Source organism: Nonomuraea jabiensis, assembly GCF_014204795.1.
Classification (GTDB): domain Bacteria; phylum Actinomycetota; class Actinomycetes; order Streptosporangiales; family Streptosporangiaceae; genus Nonomuraea; species Nonomuraea jabiensis.
On record NZ_JACHMB010000001.1, the window covers coordinates 6,229,013 to 6,245,442 of the forward strand.

Annotated in this window: 14 protein-coding genes; 5 read left to right on the forward strand and 9 right to left on the reverse strand. The window is 71.3% G+C overall.

From position 1 onward, the window contains the following. Nucleotides 1-50: 50 nt before the first annotated feature. On the reverse strand, nucleotides 51-572 hold the full coding sequence (locus HD596_RS28610) for a snapalysin family zinc-dependent metalloprotease (protein ID WP_185072403.1): 522 nt from the start codon (nucleotides 570-572) through the stop codon (nucleotides 51-53). A gap of 172 nt (nucleotides 573-744) precedes the next feature. On the opposite strand from HD596_RS28610, the gene HD596_RS28615 reads away from it, so the two are divergent. Beyond that, nucleotides 745-2,607, forward strand: a complete 1,863-nt coding sequence (locus tag HD596_RS28615) for an ABC transporter ATP-binding protein (protein WP_185072404.1) — start codon at nucleotides 745-747, stop codon at nucleotides 2,605-2,607. Between the two features lie 89 nt (nucleotides 2,608-2,696). Further along, nucleotides 2,697-3,245 (forward strand): hypothetical protein, encoded by a 549-nt coding sequence (locus HD596_RS28620; RefSeq protein WP_185072405.1) that lies wholly within the window; start codon nucleotides 2,697-2,699, stop codon nucleotides 3,243-3,245. Here the strand turns inward: HD596_RS28620 and HD596_RS28625 are convergent. Both HD596_RS28625 and HD596_RS28630 read right to left on the reverse strand, forming a co-directional pair. Continuing rightward, nucleotides 3,199-3,912, reverse strand: coding sequence for a TetR/AcrR family transcriptional regulator (locus HD596_RS28625; protein WP_185072406.1), 714 nt, complete (start codon nucleotides 3,910-3,912; stop codon nucleotides 3,199-3,201). The genes HD596_RS28620 and HD596_RS28625 overlap by 47 nt on opposite strands. 549 nt (nucleotides 3,913-4,461) lie before the next feature. Then, nucleotides 4,462-5,412, reverse strand: a complete 951-nt coding sequence (locus HD596_RS28630) for a LysR family transcriptional regulator (RefSeq protein ID WP_185072407.1) — start codon at nucleotides 5,410-5,412, stop codon at nucleotides 4,462-4,464. A gap of 110 nt (nucleotides 5,413-5,522) precedes the next feature. Between HD596_RS28630 and HD596_RS28635 the strand changes: the two genes are divergently transcribed. After that, nucleotides 5,523-6,146, forward strand: coding sequence for a LysE family translocator (locus HD596_RS28635; RefSeq protein ID WP_185072408.1), 624 nt, complete (start codon nucleotides 5,523-5,525; stop codon nucleotides 6,144-6,146). A gap of 232 nt (nucleotides 6,147-6,378) precedes the next feature. Here HD596_RS28635 and HD596_RS28640 read toward each other — a convergent pair whose 3' ends face one another. Next, entirely contained in the window at nucleotides 6,379-6,837 is a 459-nt protein-coding gene (locus HD596_RS28640; protein WP_313044893.1) for an STAS domain-containing protein, read from the reverse strand. A 349-nt stretch (nucleotides 6,838-7,186) separates the two neighbouring features. On the opposite strand from HD596_RS28640, the gene HD596_RS28645 reads away from it, so the two are divergent. Then, nucleotides 7,187-7,972, forward strand: coding sequence for an ArsR/SmtB family transcription factor (locus tag HD596_RS28645; protein WP_185072410.1), 786 nt, complete (start codon nucleotides 7,187-7,189; stop codon nucleotides 7,970-7,972). A 63-nt stretch (nucleotides 7,973-8,035) separates the two neighbouring features. Here the strand turns inward: HD596_RS28645 and HD596_RS28650 are convergent, their stop codons facing one another. The 5 genes from HD596_RS28650 to HD596_RS28665 form a co-directional block, all read right to left on the reverse strand. After that, a complete protein-coding gene (locus HD596_RS28650; RefSeq protein WP_185072411.1) occupies nucleotides 8,036-8,587 on the reverse strand; it encodes a hypothetical protein in 552 nt (183 codons plus the stop codon). Between the two features lie 113 nt (nucleotides 8,588-8,700). Next, nucleotides 8,701-9,528: a tetratricopeptide repeat protein gene (locus tag HD596_RS60500; RefSeq protein ID WP_221519560.1), complete on the reverse strand. Its 828-nt coding sequence runs from the start codon at nucleotides 9,526-9,528 to the stop codon at nucleotides 8,701-8,703. Nucleotides 9,529-9,614: 86 nt separating this feature from the next. Then, complete coding sequence (locus HD596_RS28655) at nucleotides 9,615-11,330, reverse strand: AfsR/SARP family transcriptional regulator (RefSeq protein ID WP_221519561.1); 1,716 nt, start codon at nucleotides 11,328-11,330, stop codon at nucleotides 9,615-9,617. Between the two features lie 24 nt (nucleotides 11,331-11,354). After that, nucleotides 11,355-12,101 carry a C39 family peptidase gene (locus HD596_RS62145; protein WP_185072412.1) on the reverse strand — a complete coding sequence of 249 codons (747 nt, stop codon included), beginning with the start codon at nucleotides 12,099-12,101 and terminating at the stop codon, nucleotides 11,355-11,357. Between the two features lie 51 nt (nucleotides 12,102-12,152). Then, nucleotides 12,153-13,703, reverse strand: coding sequence for a glycoside hydrolase family 88 protein (locus HD596_RS28665; RefSeq protein WP_185072413.1), 1,551 nt, complete (start codon nucleotides 13,701-13,703; stop codon nucleotides 12,153-12,155). 281 nt (nucleotides 13,704-13,984) lie between these two features. Between HD596_RS28665 and HD596_RS28670 the strand changes: the two genes are divergently transcribed. Beyond that, complete coding sequence (locus HD596_RS28670; protein ID WP_221519562.1) at nucleotides 13,985-16,399, forward strand: PQQ-dependent sugar dehydrogenase; 2,415 nt, start codon at nucleotides 13,985-13,987, stop codon at nucleotides 16,397-16,399. The last annotated feature ends 31 nt before the right edge of the window (nucleotides 16,400-16,430 follow it).

A 16,430-nucleotide genomic window follows, 5' to 3' on the forward strand; every position in this document is an offset into this window, starting at 1 on the left:
GCGGATGACGGCGGACCCGATGCCGCGGGCCCGCCGTCACCGGGAAGAGGTCAGCGGTCGACGTGCAGCCGGCCGAACTCGACCTCCGGCGCGCTACCGGCGAAGTTGCGGTCGACCTCGGCCCGCTCGGCGGCGCTCGGGTTCGCGTTGGTGCAGCTCACAGGCGCGCTCGACCCCGACATGAGGTCGGAGCACAGCCCGGTGCGCCGGTCGGGCAGGCCCAGGATGTGGCCGATCTCGTGGGTGGCGATGCGCAGCGGGCTGTAGCCCTGCGTGGTGGCCTGCCGGCCCATCCAGACCGTGCCGCGGCCCAGGCTGGTGGGCAGCGCGCGCGGCCAGCCGTTGTCGGCGTACACGACGAAGTCGGCGGGCGTTCCCTGGACGAGCCGGACGTTGACGACACTGGAGTTCCAGACCTGGGCGGCCTGGTTCACCACGGACACGAACTCGGCCGCCCGGCTCGGGTCGTACCTGACGACCCTGACCAGGGCCGCGGCCTGCGCGGGCGCGGTGACGAGCAGGAACGTGAGGCCGAGTAAGAGGGAGAGCGCGAGACGAAGGGGTCTGGGCACGGAGCCTCCTCCGGGAGTTGGGGGTGCCGCCACGGTATGCGCGCCCTCCGGCCTCGGGAGAGGTACCAGATTGCCCCTATCGCGGTGGTATGGCGGGGGAGTGCGTAGCGCCTTGCCCGTCCCGCAGGGCAGCCGGGTGAAAACTGTCAGTGGTCGAACGCATACTCAGAGCATGCAGGATGAGCCTCTCGAACTCGGCGAGATCGCCACCCCCACCTGGAACGTTCACAACGACAAGATGGCGGAGGTCGGCTTCCTGACCATCGCCCGCCGCCTGCCGTCGCTCGTGGCACAGGCGATGCGCATGGCCTGGGGCGCGAGCCGGCGCGACACCATGGCCACGATCACGCTCAACCTCCTCGGCGGCGTCTTCACGGCCTTCGGCCTGCTGGCGACCACCGGCGTCCTCACCGCCCTCTTCAGCGAGGGCCCGACTCCCGACCGCGTGCTGGCCGCGCTGCCCAGCCTCGTCCTGGTCGGCGGCGCTGCCGTGCTGCGCACGACCGTTCAGGCGGGCGCGGGCTGGGCGGAGTCGCGCCTCACCCCGCAGATCACCCGGCTGACGGAGGAGCGCCTGTTCGGGCTGACCAGCCGGGTGGAGCTCGTGGCCTACGACGACCCGGAATTCCACGACGCCCTCGAACGCGCCAGGGCGCGGGGTGCGGGCGTGGCCGACTGGGTGGTGTCGTCGGCCATCGACGTGGTCACGGCCGCGGTCGGCATCGCGGCCGCGGCCGGCGTGCTCGGCCTGCTCCACCCGGTGCTCCTGCCGCTGCTGCTGCTCGCCGTCCTGCCCGACGCCTGGGCGGCGGTCCGCAGCGCGCGCATGCGCTACTCGACCATGTACGGCCTGATCCCGGCCCGCCGCCGCAAGTGGATCATCGCGGAGCTGCTGGCCGAGCGCGAGGCCGCGGCCGAGGTCCGCTCGTTCACCATGCGCGGCTTCCTGCTGCGCATGTACGACGCGGTGGCCAGGGCCGAGCAGGACGTCCTGCTCCAGCTGGCCAGACGCCAGACCGTCGCCCGGCTCGTCGGCGAAGCCCTCGGCGGCCTCGGCGCCGCGCTCGTCTACGTCGCCCTCGGCATCCTCCTGGCGGTGGCCGCGATCCCGCTGGCGGTGGCGGGCACCGCGGTCCTGGCGATCAGATCGGGCCAGAGCTCGCTGAGCAGTTTCCTGTACGCCACCAACAGCCTCTACGAGCAGGGCCTCTACTTCACCGACTTCTTGGAGTTCTGCGAGGACGCCGAGCGCCGCCTGACCGGCCCCCGCCCGGCCGCGGCCCCGGTCGGCTTCGACCGCATCACGGCCGATGACATCACCTTCACCTACCCCGGCGCCGAGGAGCCCGCCCTGCGCGAGGTGTCCATCGAGATCAAACGCGGCGAGGTCATCGCCTTCGTCGGCGAGAACGGCTCCGGCAAGACCACCCTCGCCAAAATCCTGTCCGGCCTGTACGAACCCGACACCGGCACCGTCCGCTGGGACGACACCGACCTGCGCCAGGTCAACCCCGAAGACCTGCGCCAGCGCACCGCCGTCATCGCCCAGGACCACACCCGCTGGCCCCTCACCGCCCGCTACAACATCACCATGGGCACCGGCAAAGGCGAGCAGGCCCTGCACGCCGCCGCCGCGGTCGCCGGCGCCGACCAGGTCATCGCCGACCTCCCCCACGGCTACCGCACCCTGCTCGACCGCCGCTTCAAAGACGGCCACGAACTGTCCGGCGGCCAATGGCAGCGCATCGCCGTCGCCCGCGGCTTCCACCGCGACGCCGACCTGCTCATCTGCGACGAACCCACCGCCGCCCTCGACGCCCGCGCCGAACACGCCCTCTTCGAACGCATCCGCCACCACTCCGACGGCCGCACCGTCCTGCTCATCACCCACCGCCTGGCCAGCGTCCGCTACGCCGACCGCATCTACGTCCTCGACCACGGCAAGATCACCGAACAGGGCGACCACCACACCCTGATGTCCCTCAACGGCCTCTACGCCGACCTCTACACCCTCCAGGCCGCCGCCTACCGATGACCCTCCCTCAATCGCCACTTGCACAATGTTCAAGTCGCCCCTACCGTCGGACTTGAACATTGTGCAAGTCGTCGTCCCCGGAGGGTCCCGTGCCGCTTTCCGTCGTCATCGCGTCCACGCTGCAGTACGCGCTCGCCGTGCTGTTCCTCGTCCTGCCCGTCCTCGTCCACACCCACGGGGAGCGGGCTCAGCGCGCGGCCGAGGTGGTCGTGACCCGGCAGGGCCTGCCTGCCGGCGTGCTCGCCCGGCACGGGGTCAAGTTCGCCGAGAGCGTCGTGGAGCTGCTGTTCCCGCTCGCCATCTGCGCCGCCCTGGCGACGCTGGCCTCGCTCGGCCTCGCGGGTAACGGAGTGGGCCGGATCCTGTCGTGGATCGCCGCCGGGCTCCTCATGACCGCGGGCGCGTTCGTCACCGGCAGTCAGGTCCTCGCGGCCCGCTACGTCGAGGCGGCCTTCAAGAAGTCCGAGGAGCCGGGCGTGCGGGAGCTCGACGGGAGAGCGGTGGTGCGCGCGGCGCAGGAGGCGTTCCCCGCGATCCTGCGGCCGCTGATCGTGATCCGGTTCGTGCTGACGACCGCGGGCTCGGCGGCCGTCATCGTCCTGCTGGCGACTCCGGCCGCGAGCGCGTACTTCCACTAGCCAGCCGCGCCTCCAGCCCGTCGAGGATCGTGCGCAGCCCGAACTCGAACGAGTCCTCGTCCGGCAGGGAACGGGCGGCCTCCACCGACGGCGTGGCGCGGGCCTTCAACCGGGGGAACTGCTCGGCGATCTCGCTGATGCGCGCGATGGTGTCACGCAACTGCTGCTCCTCGTCCGCCCCCGCCCTGCGGAGCCGGGCCCGCCACGCCAGCTCGGCCGCCTCGCCCTGCGCGGCGCCGATGACGAACATGAGCACGGTCGCCGCCGCCTGGTCCGCGTCCGGCCCACTGAACCCGGCGGCCTCGTAGACGGCCAGGCAGCGGTCGTCGTAGCGGGCCTTGTTGGGGCCGTGGATGAGGTGGGTGCTCATGGCCGGGAGCATCCAGAAGTGGCGGCCCAGCATGTCGTGCGCACCGCCGGCCAGCGCCGCCGCGGCCGCCCGCCATCCGACCTCGGCGAGGTCGGGCAGCTCGATCTCGTCCCACACGTGGTCGGCGGCCAGCACGACCAGCTCGTCCTTGCTCTTGACGTGCCAGTACATGGCCGTGGCCGCCGCGCCAAGCTGGGTGCCGAGACGCCGCATGTTCAACCCGTCCACACCTTCGGCGTCGAGCACCGAGACGGCGGCCCGGACGATCTGGTCCCGGGTCAGGGTGTCACGCGGCATGCCCCCCAACCTACCGTCCCCGCTCGCGCGATCACCGCTGGCGCGGTCACCGCTCGTGTGGCCCATGTTTGTGCAGTCACCACTCGCACGGTCGGCGCTCGTGCGACCACCGCTCGCACGGTCGGCGCTCGTGCGATCAGCCGACCGCGGGATCACCGCTCGGCGGGTCAGCCGCTGGCACGACCCGCCCGCGCGATCAGCCGCCCGCACGATCATCGACTCACAGCGCCCACGCCCACAGCGCCCACCCCGACACCCGCCCATCCGGCTCCCGCCCGCTACCCGAGGGACTGACTCCCGACTCATCGCATCCAGGGCCATTTGCCCCGAGCCATCGCCTCCAGGGTTGCCGTCTTCCGCCCTGCCGTCTTTGGGGCTTCGACTCGTGAGCAGTTGCCTTGTGCTCGTTCACCTTGCAGTCGTGAGCCACGCGAGCCCATCGCCACCCGGCGGACCTCCAGCGCGCCGGTAGTGACGGGTGGCGGCGAGAGAGGTCCGTGAGGTGGGAGAGGACAAGGGGGCTTTTCAGGCTTCGTGCGGTGAGTTCGATCAGCGTTGCGTTTCTTGCAGGGGGGCCTCCCAGGTGGCGGTGATGTCGCGGGCGACATCACGTAGGAGGTCGATGAGCATGTCCGCGAGTGGTGTGAGGCTGGCGTCGGTTTTGGTCACGGCGTAGAGCTGGCGGTAGGGCCTGGGGTGGGCCAGTTCGCGATGGGTGGTGCCAGGCGCGTGGGTCAGGGCCAGGCGCGAGACCAGGGCCACTGCGATACCAGTGCCGACGAGGGCCTGGGCGACGTCGTAGGACTCGGTCTCGAACCGCACGGTGGGAGTGAAGCCGGCCTCGCGGGCAGCGTCGTGGAACTGTTCGCGGGCGGCATGGCCGGCCAGGATGGAAACCCACGATTCGTCGCGCAGTTGTTCCAGGTGAAGTTCGGTGTCCGCGGGCTGCCCGGTGGCCAGTGGATGGTCATCGGGGAGAACGACGACCATCGGGTCCAGCAGGAGCGAGTGGGCCCGTAGGTGTGGGGGCGGCGCGAGTGGTGTGCCCCAGGACGCGACGATGGCGAGGTCCAGGCGCCCCGCGCTGATCTCGTCCGCTCCGCGTCCGGACACCACGTCTACGACCGAGACGTCGGCGTCCGGATGGCGGTGCCGCAGGGCCGTCAGGGCCGGTGGCAGCAGGTGCAGGGCAGCCGCCTGGAACGTCCCGATCCGCAGACGGAGCGAGAGGTGGCCGAGCAGTGCGGCCAGTTGCGCCTCGGCCTTGTCCGATGCCTCCTCCACGGTTCGACCGTGGGAGGCGAGCAGCGCACCGGCCGCGGTGAGCGTTGCTCCGCGAGGACCACGGATGACCAGGGGCACCTGCCAGTCGCGCTCGGCCTTGGCCACCTGCTGGGTGACCGCCGCGGGCGTGAGCCGGAGTGCGTGAGCCGCCGCCGTCAGGGAGCCGTGCCGCTCGATCAACGCGAGAAGCCGCAGCTGTCCCGGATCCACCACCATTCACTAATTCTAATGCTGCACCCTTCTCTTTTAACTTCTCTTAGGGGCGCGGTATTGGAAGCCTGGTGGGACATCCATCGGCCGCAATTCCCGGAAGGGGTTCTTTCCCCATGCCCACGCATGTGCCCGTTTTCATCGTCACCACCTTGCTGCTGGCGATGCTGCCAGGCGCGAGTCAAGCCCTGATGATCCGGCAGGCTCTGGAAGGCGGCCAACGTACGCTCCGAGGCACGCTCGCGGGCAATGCCAGCGGCTTCCTGCTGTGGTCCACGGCCGCCGCGGCCGGGCTGTCCGCCGTCCTGCTGGCCAGCCCCACCGCGTACGCGGTGCTCCGGATCGCAGGCGGCATCGTGCTGATGATCCTCGGGGTGAACACGCTGCGGACCGCGCTCACCACCGTCTCCACCCGCCCGACCCACGAGGGCGGGCGCCGCACCGGCTTCGCGGGCGGATACCTCATCGGCCTGAGCACCAACCTCGGCAACCCCAAGGCGGGCGTGTTCGCCGTCTCGGTGCTGCCCCAGTTCGTGACCGAGGAAGGTCCGGTGTTCCTGTCAACCGTCGCCCTGGGCGCCCTGTGGGCGCTCGTCAGCGCCTCCTGGTACATGTTGCTCACCTGGGCCGTCGGCCGAGGGCGCGCCCTGGTATCGCAGCCGGCCGTCATGCGGGGACTCAGAGTGACCACGGGCGTCGTCCTGCTGGGGCTGGGCGCCGCGGTGGCAGCAGGTTTCTGAGGGCCGGGCCGGTACTTCTTCCAGCGCCCGACCGTTCAAGGCATTTGCCGCCCTTGTGTCCTGACAGCGATGAGGTTGCCTTGTATGGCCGGTGGCGACGAAGCACACCGAAACGATGTGCCTGGTGGCGGGGCGGAGGCGGTCAGGTTGGGGTGGTCCAGTCGGGTGTCGGTCGGGGCGGGGGCGATGGGGGCGGTTCTCCCAGGCGAGAGCGTCAGGGGGAGCGGGCGGCTCAGCAGGGGTCGCCGGCGTCGACGGGGCCGAGTGATTCGTGGGTCGTGCCGCTGAGGGCGGCGAGTACGGCCTCTTCCACCGTGGTGTGTACGTGCAGGACGGTGTGCGCCCACGTGAGTTCCATGATCCGGGCCAGCTTCGGATCGGGGGCGGCCAGGTGCAGGCTGCCGCCGTGCTGGCGGGCGTAGGCGTGGGTGTTGAGCAGGACGCGAAGGCCCGCGCTGCCCAGGAACTGCGCCTCGCTGAGGTCGATCACCACGTGCTCGCCGGGCTGCCGCCTGCTGTCGCGGATATGGCGATCGAGTTGTCCGGCCGTCGCGACGTCGACCTCGCCGGCCACCGAGATCACGCTCACGCCCGGCAATCTCTGAATGGCGAACGTCAGATCCGGCATGCGGTGCCCACCGATCGGAACCCGGAGACGATGCACTGTTATGGCTTGCCCGTATCGCACCATATCCGGGCGCCCGCCTTTCGCCTAGACATCAGCACTTACTTCTTTCCGGCCGGGGCCTCGCGCCCGGCGCGCCCGAGGTGAGCAGGGGATTCATGGAACCCACACGATCCGTGCAAGACCGGCCCGGCACAGTGGAAGGTACGGGACGAGTGATTGGCGGTCGGACATATTCAGCGCTTACCCACGGACGGAAATACGAATATCCGCGACGCCGCGAATTTCGGTGTCGCTCTCCCCGAGTTTGACCGTGCTCGCCATGATCACGGATGCGCTCGCGGGCCGTTGTCGCGGTCTGCCCCAATCGTGGCGAAGGACGGTGCAGGCACGGTCCGGCTGGCGGTCGAAGGAGGTGGTGCGGCCCCTGGGCGCACCCGGCCATGCGGTGGTGCCGGACAGCGTCATGCCGTGCGCTCCCGTCGGTGACGTCTCCGTCCAGGAGCAGATCGATCGCTTGCATGACATGTCGCCCGAGCTCCTGCTCAAGGACCTGGAGCAGGCGTTCGGGCCGCTGCCCGCGCACTGGCGGGCCGCCGCCGACCGGCCCGACCGCTGGCTGCGCGGGTACGCGGGCGCGCTCGCCGACGTGTGGGCCGTCGCCGAGCCGCTGTGGAGCAGGGCGCGCCCGCTCCTCGACAGGGAGGTCGCGCGGGTGGGCGTCGCGAGCGTGCGCGGCGGCGCGGACGCGCTCCTCGGCTCGCTCGCCGGGCGGCTCGCCCGCACCGAGAACGGCCTGGTCATCGAGGGGGTCGCGGCCGGTGTCCACGAGCTGGGGCGCCGGTCGCTGGTGCTCGTGCCGATGCTGGCGGGCAAGGACGCGCTGATCGTCGGGCTGGACGACCCGGAGGCCGTGTGGATCGCGTATCCGGTTCCCGCGGCCGGGAGGCTGTGGCGTACGGACAGCGATGACCTCTCGGAGCTGGTGGGACCCGTACGGGCGGAGCTGCTGCGTACGCTCGACCATCCCATGACCATGACCATGCTGGCCGGCGGCATGAACATCCCGCCCAGCAGCCTGACGTTCCACTGCGACCGGCTGGTCGCGGCGCGGCTCATCGCCCGTGAGCGGCGCGGCCGAGAGGTGTGGATCGACCGCACGCCCCGCGCGGGGGCGCTCCTGGAGCTGTGCCTCCGCTGAATCGTCCAAAAGGTACGGGGGCGCGCCCGCGAGCCGGCGCGCCCCCGTACGACGAGCTGCTGCTCAGCCGGCCTTGCTGAACTGGTTGAGCAGTTGGCCGTCGAGCTTCCAGCCCGGCTCGTTGGCCAGGATCTTCTGGGTGTGTGAGTCGATGGCCAGGCGCCACTTGTTGTTGTTCGACAGGCGGAAGATCTTCACCGTCTCACCGGGGGAGGCCGCGGCGGGCGCGTACCCGAGGATGCCTTCGTAGCGGAACTTGCCCGAGCTCACGAGCGACTCCCGCTCCGAGATGGAGCCGGTGACGATGTAGGAGGCCTTGTTCTCCCAGCGCAGCCGGAAGAGCGGCTTGCCGCCGGCGAAGGGGGCGCGCGAGATGTAGTACATCGGGGTCTGGGTCACCGACCAGCCGTGCTTGTTGATCGCGCTCTCCTTCTCCGCCTCGTTGCTGGTGTAGAAGAAGCCGCCGTCCTTCGTCACCAGCTCGTAGACCCTCACCCGCTGCTCGGCGACGCTCTGGGCCGACGACGCCGTCGTGGCGGACGCCTGCGTGGCGGTCCCGAAGGACAGCGTGGCGCCGAGCGCCACGGCGAGGCCGAGGCCGACGGGACGGGTCATGCGGCCGAACGATATAGCCATGAAGCTGTTTCCCTCCGTATGGATGGCGATGCCCGGCCAAGCTAGCAATGCGTTGGGTGACCACCTTGTCCATTTCGAGTAACGTCTAAGGGTTACTTGGCCAGCCTGGCGCGCAGGCGGTCGGCGTCCGGGTGGTTGAGCTGCTCCAGCAGCTCAAGGGCGCGGCGGAACGTGTCGAGGGCGGTGGCGCGGTCGCCGGCGGCGTCGTACATCTCGCCGAGGTGGACGGTGGTGTCGGCCTCGTGCCAGCGGTTCCCGACCTCCTGGAACAGGCCGATCGAACGCCGGTAGAGCTCGGCGGCCTCGGCGAAGCGGCCGAGGTGGTGGTAGGCGTAGGCGAGGCTGTCGCCCGCGCTGGCCTGGCCGTGCCGGTAATCCAGCTTCGCGTGCAGGTCCAGGGCCTCCTGGCAGTACGGGATGGCCTCCTCGTACTCGCCGAGCAGGACGAGCTGGTAGCCGATCGAGTTCAGGAACAAGGCCGCGCCCGCCTCGTTGCCCGCCTCGCGGTGGAGCGCGAGGGCCTGATGGAACTGGTCGAGGGCGGCGCGGGGCCGGTCCTGCTTCTGGTGGACGAAGCCGAGGCCCAGGTGCGCACGGGTCCGGCCGTCGCGGTCGCCCAGCTCGGTGAACAGGGCGATCGCCCGCTCCAGGTAGGCCCGCGCGTCGTCGAGCCGGCCGAGCCTGATGAGGGCGCGGCTCGCTCCGGCATGGGACTGGGCTTCGCCGAACCGGTCCGCCTGCGGCCGGGTGACGGCGAGCGCGGCGCGGTGGGCGGCGAGCAGGTCGAGCCAGCGCCCCTGGCGGTCCAGGTAGTCGCTGAGCGTCCAGCCGATCTGCCACGCGCGGGTGCCGAGGCCGGCGTCGGCGGCGTGCCGGACGGCGGCCATGAGCGTGGGGTGCTCGGCGGCGAACCACTCCATCGCCTGTTCGTGGTCGGCCGGGTTCTCCGGGGACGTCCCCGGGTGGGGCTCGTCCAGGGGCAGCGGCTGGCGGCTGCGGTTGATGGTCAGGGCTGCGGCGTGGGCTGTGTGCAGGTAGTGGTCGAGCAGGCGGCACGTCGCGGCCCGCCGCTGGTCGGAGGGGGAGCCGGGGCCATCGAGGGTGGCGGAGTCGGTGTGGGCGGCGGGATGGGGCCAGGCGCGAGGGTCGGCGGGGGCGGCGTGAGCGCCCGGTAGGACCAGGAGAAGACCGCGCGGAGGCTGGCCGTCTGCTCCCCGGCGTCCAGGAGGTCGAGCCGGGAGGAGTCCTCGCGCAGCTGCCCGGCGAGCACGGCCAGCGGGAAGCCGGGATGCATGCGGGCGCGGGCCGCGACGATGCCCAGCGCCAGCGGCAGCCCGCCGCAGCGGTCGAGCAGGTCGGCCACCGCGTCCGGCTCGGCCCGCACCCGCTCCTCGCCCAGCAGGCGGGTGATCGCCTGGCGGGCCTCGTCCGGGTCGAAGGCGTCGAGCGGGATCGGCCGGGCGCCGTGGCCGGTGATGAGGCCGGGCAGCTGGCGGCGGCTGGTGACCAGCACCGCGCAGGACGGGCTGCCGGGCAGCAGCGGGGTCACCTGGTCGGTGTCGCGGGCGTTGTCGAGCACGATCAGCATCCGCTTGCCCGCCACCAGGCTGCGGTAGAGCGCGGCCTGCGCCTCCAGGCCGACGGGCACCGCCGCGGCGTCCACGCCCAGGGCGTCGAGGAAGCCGTGCACCGCCGTCTCGGGCGGCATGGGCGCGTCGGAGGGGTCGAAGCCGCGCAGGTTCACGTACAGCTGGCCGTCGGGGAAGCGGGGCAGGTTGCCGTGCGCCCAGTGCAGGGCGAGCCAGGTCTTGCCGACGCCGCCCGTGCCGCCGATGGTGGAGATCACCACCGTGTCCCCGGGCGCGGCCATGATCCGATCGAGGGCGGCCAGCTCGCGCGAGCGCCCCGCGAACGACGGCGGCGGCGGGGGAAGCTGGCGGGGCACCGGAACGGGGCGCGGGGTGAGCGTGGTTTCGGCGCGGAGCATTCGCAGGTGCAGCCGCCGCAGGTCGGGGCCGGGGTCGGCGCCCAGCTCCTCGGCCAGCCGGCGGCGGGTCCGCTCGTAGCGGTCGAGCGCCTCGGCCTGGCGGCCGTTGCGGTAGAGGGCGAGGATGAGCTGTCCGACGAGGCGCTCGTCGAGCGGGTGGCGATCGGCCAGTACGGTCAGCTCGGGCAGCAGCTCGGCGTGCCGGCCCAGCCGGAGCAGGACGTCGTGGTGGTCGAGCCGGGCGGACAGGCGTTCGGTCTGGAGCGTGTGGCGCAGGGCGGCCAGCCACGGGGTGTCCAGGTCGGCGAACGGCTCGCCGCGCCACAGGCCGAGCGCGGCTTCGTACAGCCGGGCGGCCTCCTGGTCGTCGCCGGCTCGGGCCCGGGCCAGCAGCGCGCGGAAGCGGTGGAGGTCCACCGCTTCCTCCCGCACGCGCAGGAGGTAGCCGGCGGCGCTGCGGTGGATGCCGCCGGAGGGGGATGGGTCGGCAGCGGGCGGGATGGTGGGGGACAGGATGGAGCGCAGGCGGGACAGGTAGCTGTGCAGCGTGCCCGCGGCCCGTTGCGGCGGGGCGTCCCCCCAGACGCGGTCGGTCAGCTGGTCGAGGGAGACGGGGTGGTTGGCGTCGACGAGGAGGGCCGCCAGCACGCAGCGCTGCCGCGCGGGCCCGAGGTTGATCGGCCGGCCGTCCGCCCACGCGCTGACCTCGCCCAGGATCCCGAACTCGACCCCCACGGGACTCATCCTAGGGCGCTGCCGTCACCGCGACAGGAGCGGTTTGGACAGCTCGAACACCCCGCCGACCCCTCTGCGGGGCAGGTCGAAGACGACGGCGGCCAGGTCCTTGGCGGCGATCACGTGGGTGCCCGTGGCGCCCCGGCGCGCGTTCGGGTCCCAGACGGTGATCGTGCCCTTCGCGGTGTCGTAGCCGTAGGCGACGATGGCGTGCCCGAAGTCGTGCTTCTTCCTGCTCCAGGGCAGCCGGTTGCCGAGGACCGCGACGATCGTGGGCTTCCCGAGCACGCCGACCGCCTGGGAGACCCGCGCCATCAGCGCCGCGGGGTCGTCCTTCGCGTACGTCAGCCGGAACTGGTAGCCCTCCGGCCTGACGTACGCGTTGAGCACGCCCAGCATGTCCTCCCGCTTGGTCGAGCGGGTCTCGGCGCTCGTCTTCATCTCCTCGGCCAGCTGGTCCTGGCTGCGCTTGACGCCGAACGCGCGCAGCACGATCGCGCTGGACGCCGGGGCGCAGTAGTAGCTGGTCCGCTGCGCCTGCCCCTTGATCCCCACCGAAACCACGCCGGGCGCGGCGAGCCGCGCCCTGACCGGCGCCGGCACGGTCGCGGACCCGGCGACGAGCGGTGCGGTCGCGGACCCGGCGACGAGCGGTGCGGTCGCGGACCCGGCGACGAGCGGTGCGGTCGCGAAGGCCGTGGCCGGGGGAGCGGTGATGGGCAGGAGACCGGCGGCGAGGGCGGCGCCGAGGACGAGTCTTGCGGAACGCACGCGGTCTCTCTCCGTGTTGCAGGCGATACGGAAGTGACCAAAATACACACTTCAGCGGCTCAGCTGCTCGTTCATGATGAGGAACGCCCCCAGCCCGTGGAAGTCGTTCACCGGCCGGGCGCGCCCGAAGTAGTAGCTGAGCGAGTCGCTGGCGTTGGTGCCCTCGCTGACGCCCACGAGGTTGGTCCGCCCGTCGGAGCCGAGCGACACCTGGGCGAGCACTCCCTGGTAGCCGCGTTCGGCGTTCGCGCGGTAGGAGGCGTCCACGTAGCCGCGCTCGACTGCCCGCGAGATCGTGTACGTGTACATCGCCGAGCATGACGTCTCCGTCCAGTTCGACGGGTTCGACGGCTCGGTGACCACCTGCCACCAGCGTCCCGTGGCCGGGTCCTGCCAGCGGGCGTACGCGGGCACGAGCTCGCGCAGGATGTCGATCAGCGCCGCCCGGCGCGGATGGTCGGCCGGGATCAGCTCGAGGATGTCGGTCACGGCCATCCCGAACCAGCCCATCGCCCGGCACCAGGAGATCCCGTTCGTGTTGCCCAGCGAGGGTTTGACCCAGGACGCGGTGGGGCCGCCCGGCTCGTCGTAGGCGTGGTAGAGCAGCCCGGCGGCCTGGCCCGACGTGCGGCGCAGGTGGCTCCAGTAGATCTCGAGCTGCCTGGCCGGCTCGGTGCCGGTGAAGGAGTCGGCCGCCACCCACGCGCCGTACCGGGCGAGGAACGGGTCGACCATGTAGACGCCGTCGCCCCAGAGCTGCCCCTCGCGGGAGGTGGAGGTGGAGTGCCACCAGCCGCCGTCGGAGGTGCGCGGGTACGTGTTCAGCCGGGTCCTGATCTTGGCCGCGGCGGTGCGGTAGCGGGCCTGCCCGGTCTCCCGGTAGAGGGCGAGCAGGACGTTGCCGGCCTGCATGCTGTCGAGGTTGCCGAAGCTCTGGGAGATGCCGCCGGAGGAGTCCACGAACCGGTCGGCCCAGTCCTTGATGTACTGCAGGTAGCGCGGCTCGCCCGTGCGCCGGTAGACGAGGTACTGGCCCCAGAGGTAGAGGCCCTGCGGGTAGCTCCAGCCGCCGAGCGTGCTGGGGGAGAAGCGGGCCATCGTCGAGTCGACCACCGCCCTGGACCAGTCGGTGCCGGTCGAGGAGGGGTCCACGCTGAGCGAGTCGAGGTTCGGGCCGCCGTTGGCGGTGGTGGACGTGGCCTTGACCGCGTTCGCGCCGGCTGTCAGCGTGACCCGTACGGTGGCGGTCCGCCACGTGGTCCAGGAGCCGGTGCCGGGGAAGGACAGGGTGGTGCCGGTGCCGCCGGCGGTGAGGGTCATCGGGCGGTCGGCGGCCGTCCCGTTGGCGTAGCGGAGGACGAGCGTGACCGGGCCGGGGTCCGCCGCCTGGATGGTCCACTCGACGGAGGAGCCGGCGACGTTGTCGAGGTTGACGAACCCGGAGCCGGTGAACCCGGCGTGGTTCGACTCCACGACCCCCTGCGAGATCGTCCCGTTCTCGGCCTCGTAGAGGGTGGCTGCCGCGGCCGAGCTGACGGCAACCGGTTGCAGAAATAACAGGCCGCCGAGCGTCGCGGCGGTGATTGCGCGAAGACGTCCCATGTATCACTCCGGGGTCTGACGAGCTGTGATGCCGTGCACGCCGGTGCGGTCCTGCTCGATCGGCGGCCATGGCTCCGATCTCCTTGCGCACCTCAGGCATACATCGCGGCGTGGCGCCCTGTCTACCGGTCGATGTCATCCGATGTATCGATGCGGTAAAGTTAGGAAACTTTCCTAAGCAATGGACCGTTCCAACTATTGACGCGCCTGTCGGTTTATGGCAAACGTTTGGAAAGCTCCCCTTCCTTACACCCGGCATCACTCTCAGCCAGGAGCGCCCGATGAACTTCAGCAAGTCCCGGGCCTGCGTCATCGCCTGCTTACTCGCCCTGGGAATGGCCCCGGCCCTCCCGGCGGACGCGGCGCCCACCCGGTACGAGGCCGAGAACGCGACGATCTCCCAAGGCGTCGTCGAGTCCAACCACGCCGGCTACTCCGGCACCGGCTTCGTCAACGGGGACAACGTCGCCGGCTCCTACACGCAATGGACGATCAACGCGCCCGCCGCGGGCACGGCCACGCTGGCCTTCCGCTACGCCAACGGCACCGGCGCCGACCGGCCCAGCGACATCGCGGTCAACGGCACGACCGTCGCCGCCGCCCGCTCCTTCCCCGCCACCGGCGCCTGGACCACCTGGACCACGATCACGCTGACCGCCCAGGTCAACGCCGGCACGAACACGATCAGGGCCACCGCCACCGGCGCGGGCGGCAACCCGAACTGGGACTACCTCGACGCCGAGGTCCAGTCGTCGAACTTCACCGACTACCAGGCGGAGTCCGCGACGATCTCGCAGGGCGTCGTCGAGTCCAACCACGCCGGGTTCACCGGCTCCGGCTTCGTCAACCTCGACAACGTCACCGGCTCCTACGTCGAGTTCGCCGTCAGCGCGGCCGCCGCCGGCACCCAGAGCCTGACCTTCCGCTTCGCCAACGGCACGACCACCGACCGGCCGATGACCATCGCCGTCAACGGCACCGCGGTCGCCACCGCCCGCTCCTTCCCCGGCACCGGCGCCTGGACGACCTGGCAGGAGATCACCGTGAACGCGCCGCTCAACGCGGGCGGCAACACGGTCAGGGCCACGGCCACCACCGACAACGGCGGCCCGAACCTCGACCGGCTCCGGGTCACCGGCCCCGGCGACACCGAGAAGCCGACCTCGCCGGGCCAGCCGACGTGCTCCGACATCACGCACAACGCCCTGACCCTGGACTGGCCGCCGTCCACCGACAACATCGGCGTGGTGGCCTACGACATCTACCACCAGGGCCAGCAGATCGCGACCGCGACCGCGCCGCCGTACCGGCTGACCGGGCTCAACCCGAACTTCTCCTACCAGCTGTCGGTCTTCGCCCGCGACGCCTCCGGCAACGTGTCGCTGAGCAGCCCCGAGGCGAACTGCCAGACGCTGCCCGCGCCCGCCGACAACCCGCCGTCGCAGCCGGGGCAGCCCACCGTCAGCGGCGTGCAGTCCGCCTCCGCCACCGTGACCTGGGGCGCCTCCACTGACGACAACGGCGTGCGCGCCTACCTCGTGCGCGACAACGCCACCAACGCCGTGCTCGCCACGGTCACCGGCACCCCGCCGGCCACGACGGCCAGCGTGCCGCTCGAGTGCGCGCGCACGTACCAGGTGCACGTGGTCGCGCGTGACACGGCCAACCAGCTCTCCACGCCGAGCGCGCCGTCCGCGTCGTTCACCACGGGCAGCTGCGGCACCGTGCCGCAGACGCCGACCAGCATCGCCGGCGGCTGGGACGTGCCCTGGGACATCTCCTGGGCGCCCGACGGCACGTACGCGCTGGTGACCGAGCGCGACACGTTCAAGGTCTTCAAGATCACCCCTTCGGGCACCAAGACGCAGGTCGGCACCGTGCCCAACGTGCAGACCACCGGCGGCGAGGGCGGCCTGATGGGCCTGGACTTCTCGCCCACCTGGAACGGCACGACCGACCAGGAGGTGTTCTTCATGCACACCGCCTCCGAGGGCAACCGGGTCGCGAAGATGAACTTCAACGGCACCGCGCTCAGCGGCTACGCCACCGTCCTGCAGGGCATCGACAAGAACCGGTACCACAACGGCGGGCGCATCAGGTTCGGCCCCGACGGCTACCTGTACGTCACCACCGGCGACGCCCAGCAGTCGAGCAACGCCCCCGACCTCGACTCGCTCAACGGCAAGATCCTGCGCATCACCAAGACCGGCGCCGCCGCGCCCGGCAACCCGTTCGGCACCCGCGTCTACAGCTACGGCCACCGCAACCCGCAGGGCCTGGCCTGGGACTCGGCCGGCCGGCTGTGGGAGTCGGAGCTGGGCAACTCCTCGCGTGACGAGCTCAACCTCATCCAGCCGGGCAAGAACTACGGCTGGCCCACCTGCGAGGGCACCTGCAGCACGTCCGGCATGACGAACCCGAAGTACACCTGGAGCGTCTCCGAGGCCTCGCCGAGCGGCATCGCCATCGTCAACAACACGGTGTTCATGGCGGCGCTGCGCGGCCAGCGGCTGTGGCGCATCGTGCTGAACGGCGAGAACGTCTCCACGGTCAACTCGTACTTCAACGGCACGTACGGCCGGCTCCGCGCGGTCGAGAAGGTGCCCGGCGCCAACGCCATCTGGTTCGGCTCCACCAACTCCGACAACAACGGCGACGGCTCGGCCGACACCATCCGCCGCTCCAACATCCAGTAGTCACCCCCCTCATCGCCGGCGGCCGCGCCAG

What these genes read in the sequence shown, in the direction of transcription:
- HD596_RS28615 (WP_185072404.1), top strand. Translation starts at nt 745, where the DNA reads ATGCAGGATGAGCCTCTCGAACTCGGCGAGATCGCCACCCCCACCTGG.
- HD596_RS28625 (WP_185072406.1), bottom strand. Translation starts at nt 3,912, where the DNA reads ATGCCGCGTGACACCCTGACCCGGGACCAGATCGTCCGGGCCGCCGTC.
- HD596_RS28630 (WP_185072407.1), bottom strand. Translation starts at nt 5,412, where the DNA reads ATGGTGGTGGATCCGGGACAGCTGCGGCTTCTCGCGTTGATCGAGCGG.
- HD596_RS28635 (WP_185072408.1), top strand. Translation starts at nt 5,523, where the DNA reads ATGCCCACGCATGTGCCCGTTTTCATCGTCACCACCTTGCTGCTGGCG.
- HD596_RS28640 (WP_313044893.1), bottom strand. Translation starts at nt 6,837, where the DNA reads ATGGTGCGATACGGGCAAGCCATAACAGTGCATCGTCTCCGGGTTCCG.
- HD596_RS28650 (WP_185072411.1), bottom strand. Translation starts at nt 8,587, where the DNA reads ATGACCCGTCCCGTCGGCCTCGGCCTCGCCGTGGCGCTCGGCGCCACG.
- HD596_RS60500 (WP_221519560.1), bottom strand. Translation starts at nt 9,528, where the DNA reads ATGGAGTGGTTCGCCGCCGAGCACCCCACGCTCATGGCCGCCGTCCGG.
- HD596_RS28665 (WP_185072413.1), bottom strand. Translation starts at nt 13,703, where the DNA reads ATGGGACGTCTTCGCGCAATCACCGCCGCGACGCTCGGCGGCCTGTTA.
- HD596_RS28670 (WP_221519562.1), top strand. Translation starts at nt 13,985, where the DNA reads ATGAACTTCAGCAAGTCCCGGGCCTGCGTCATCGCCTGCTTACTCGCC.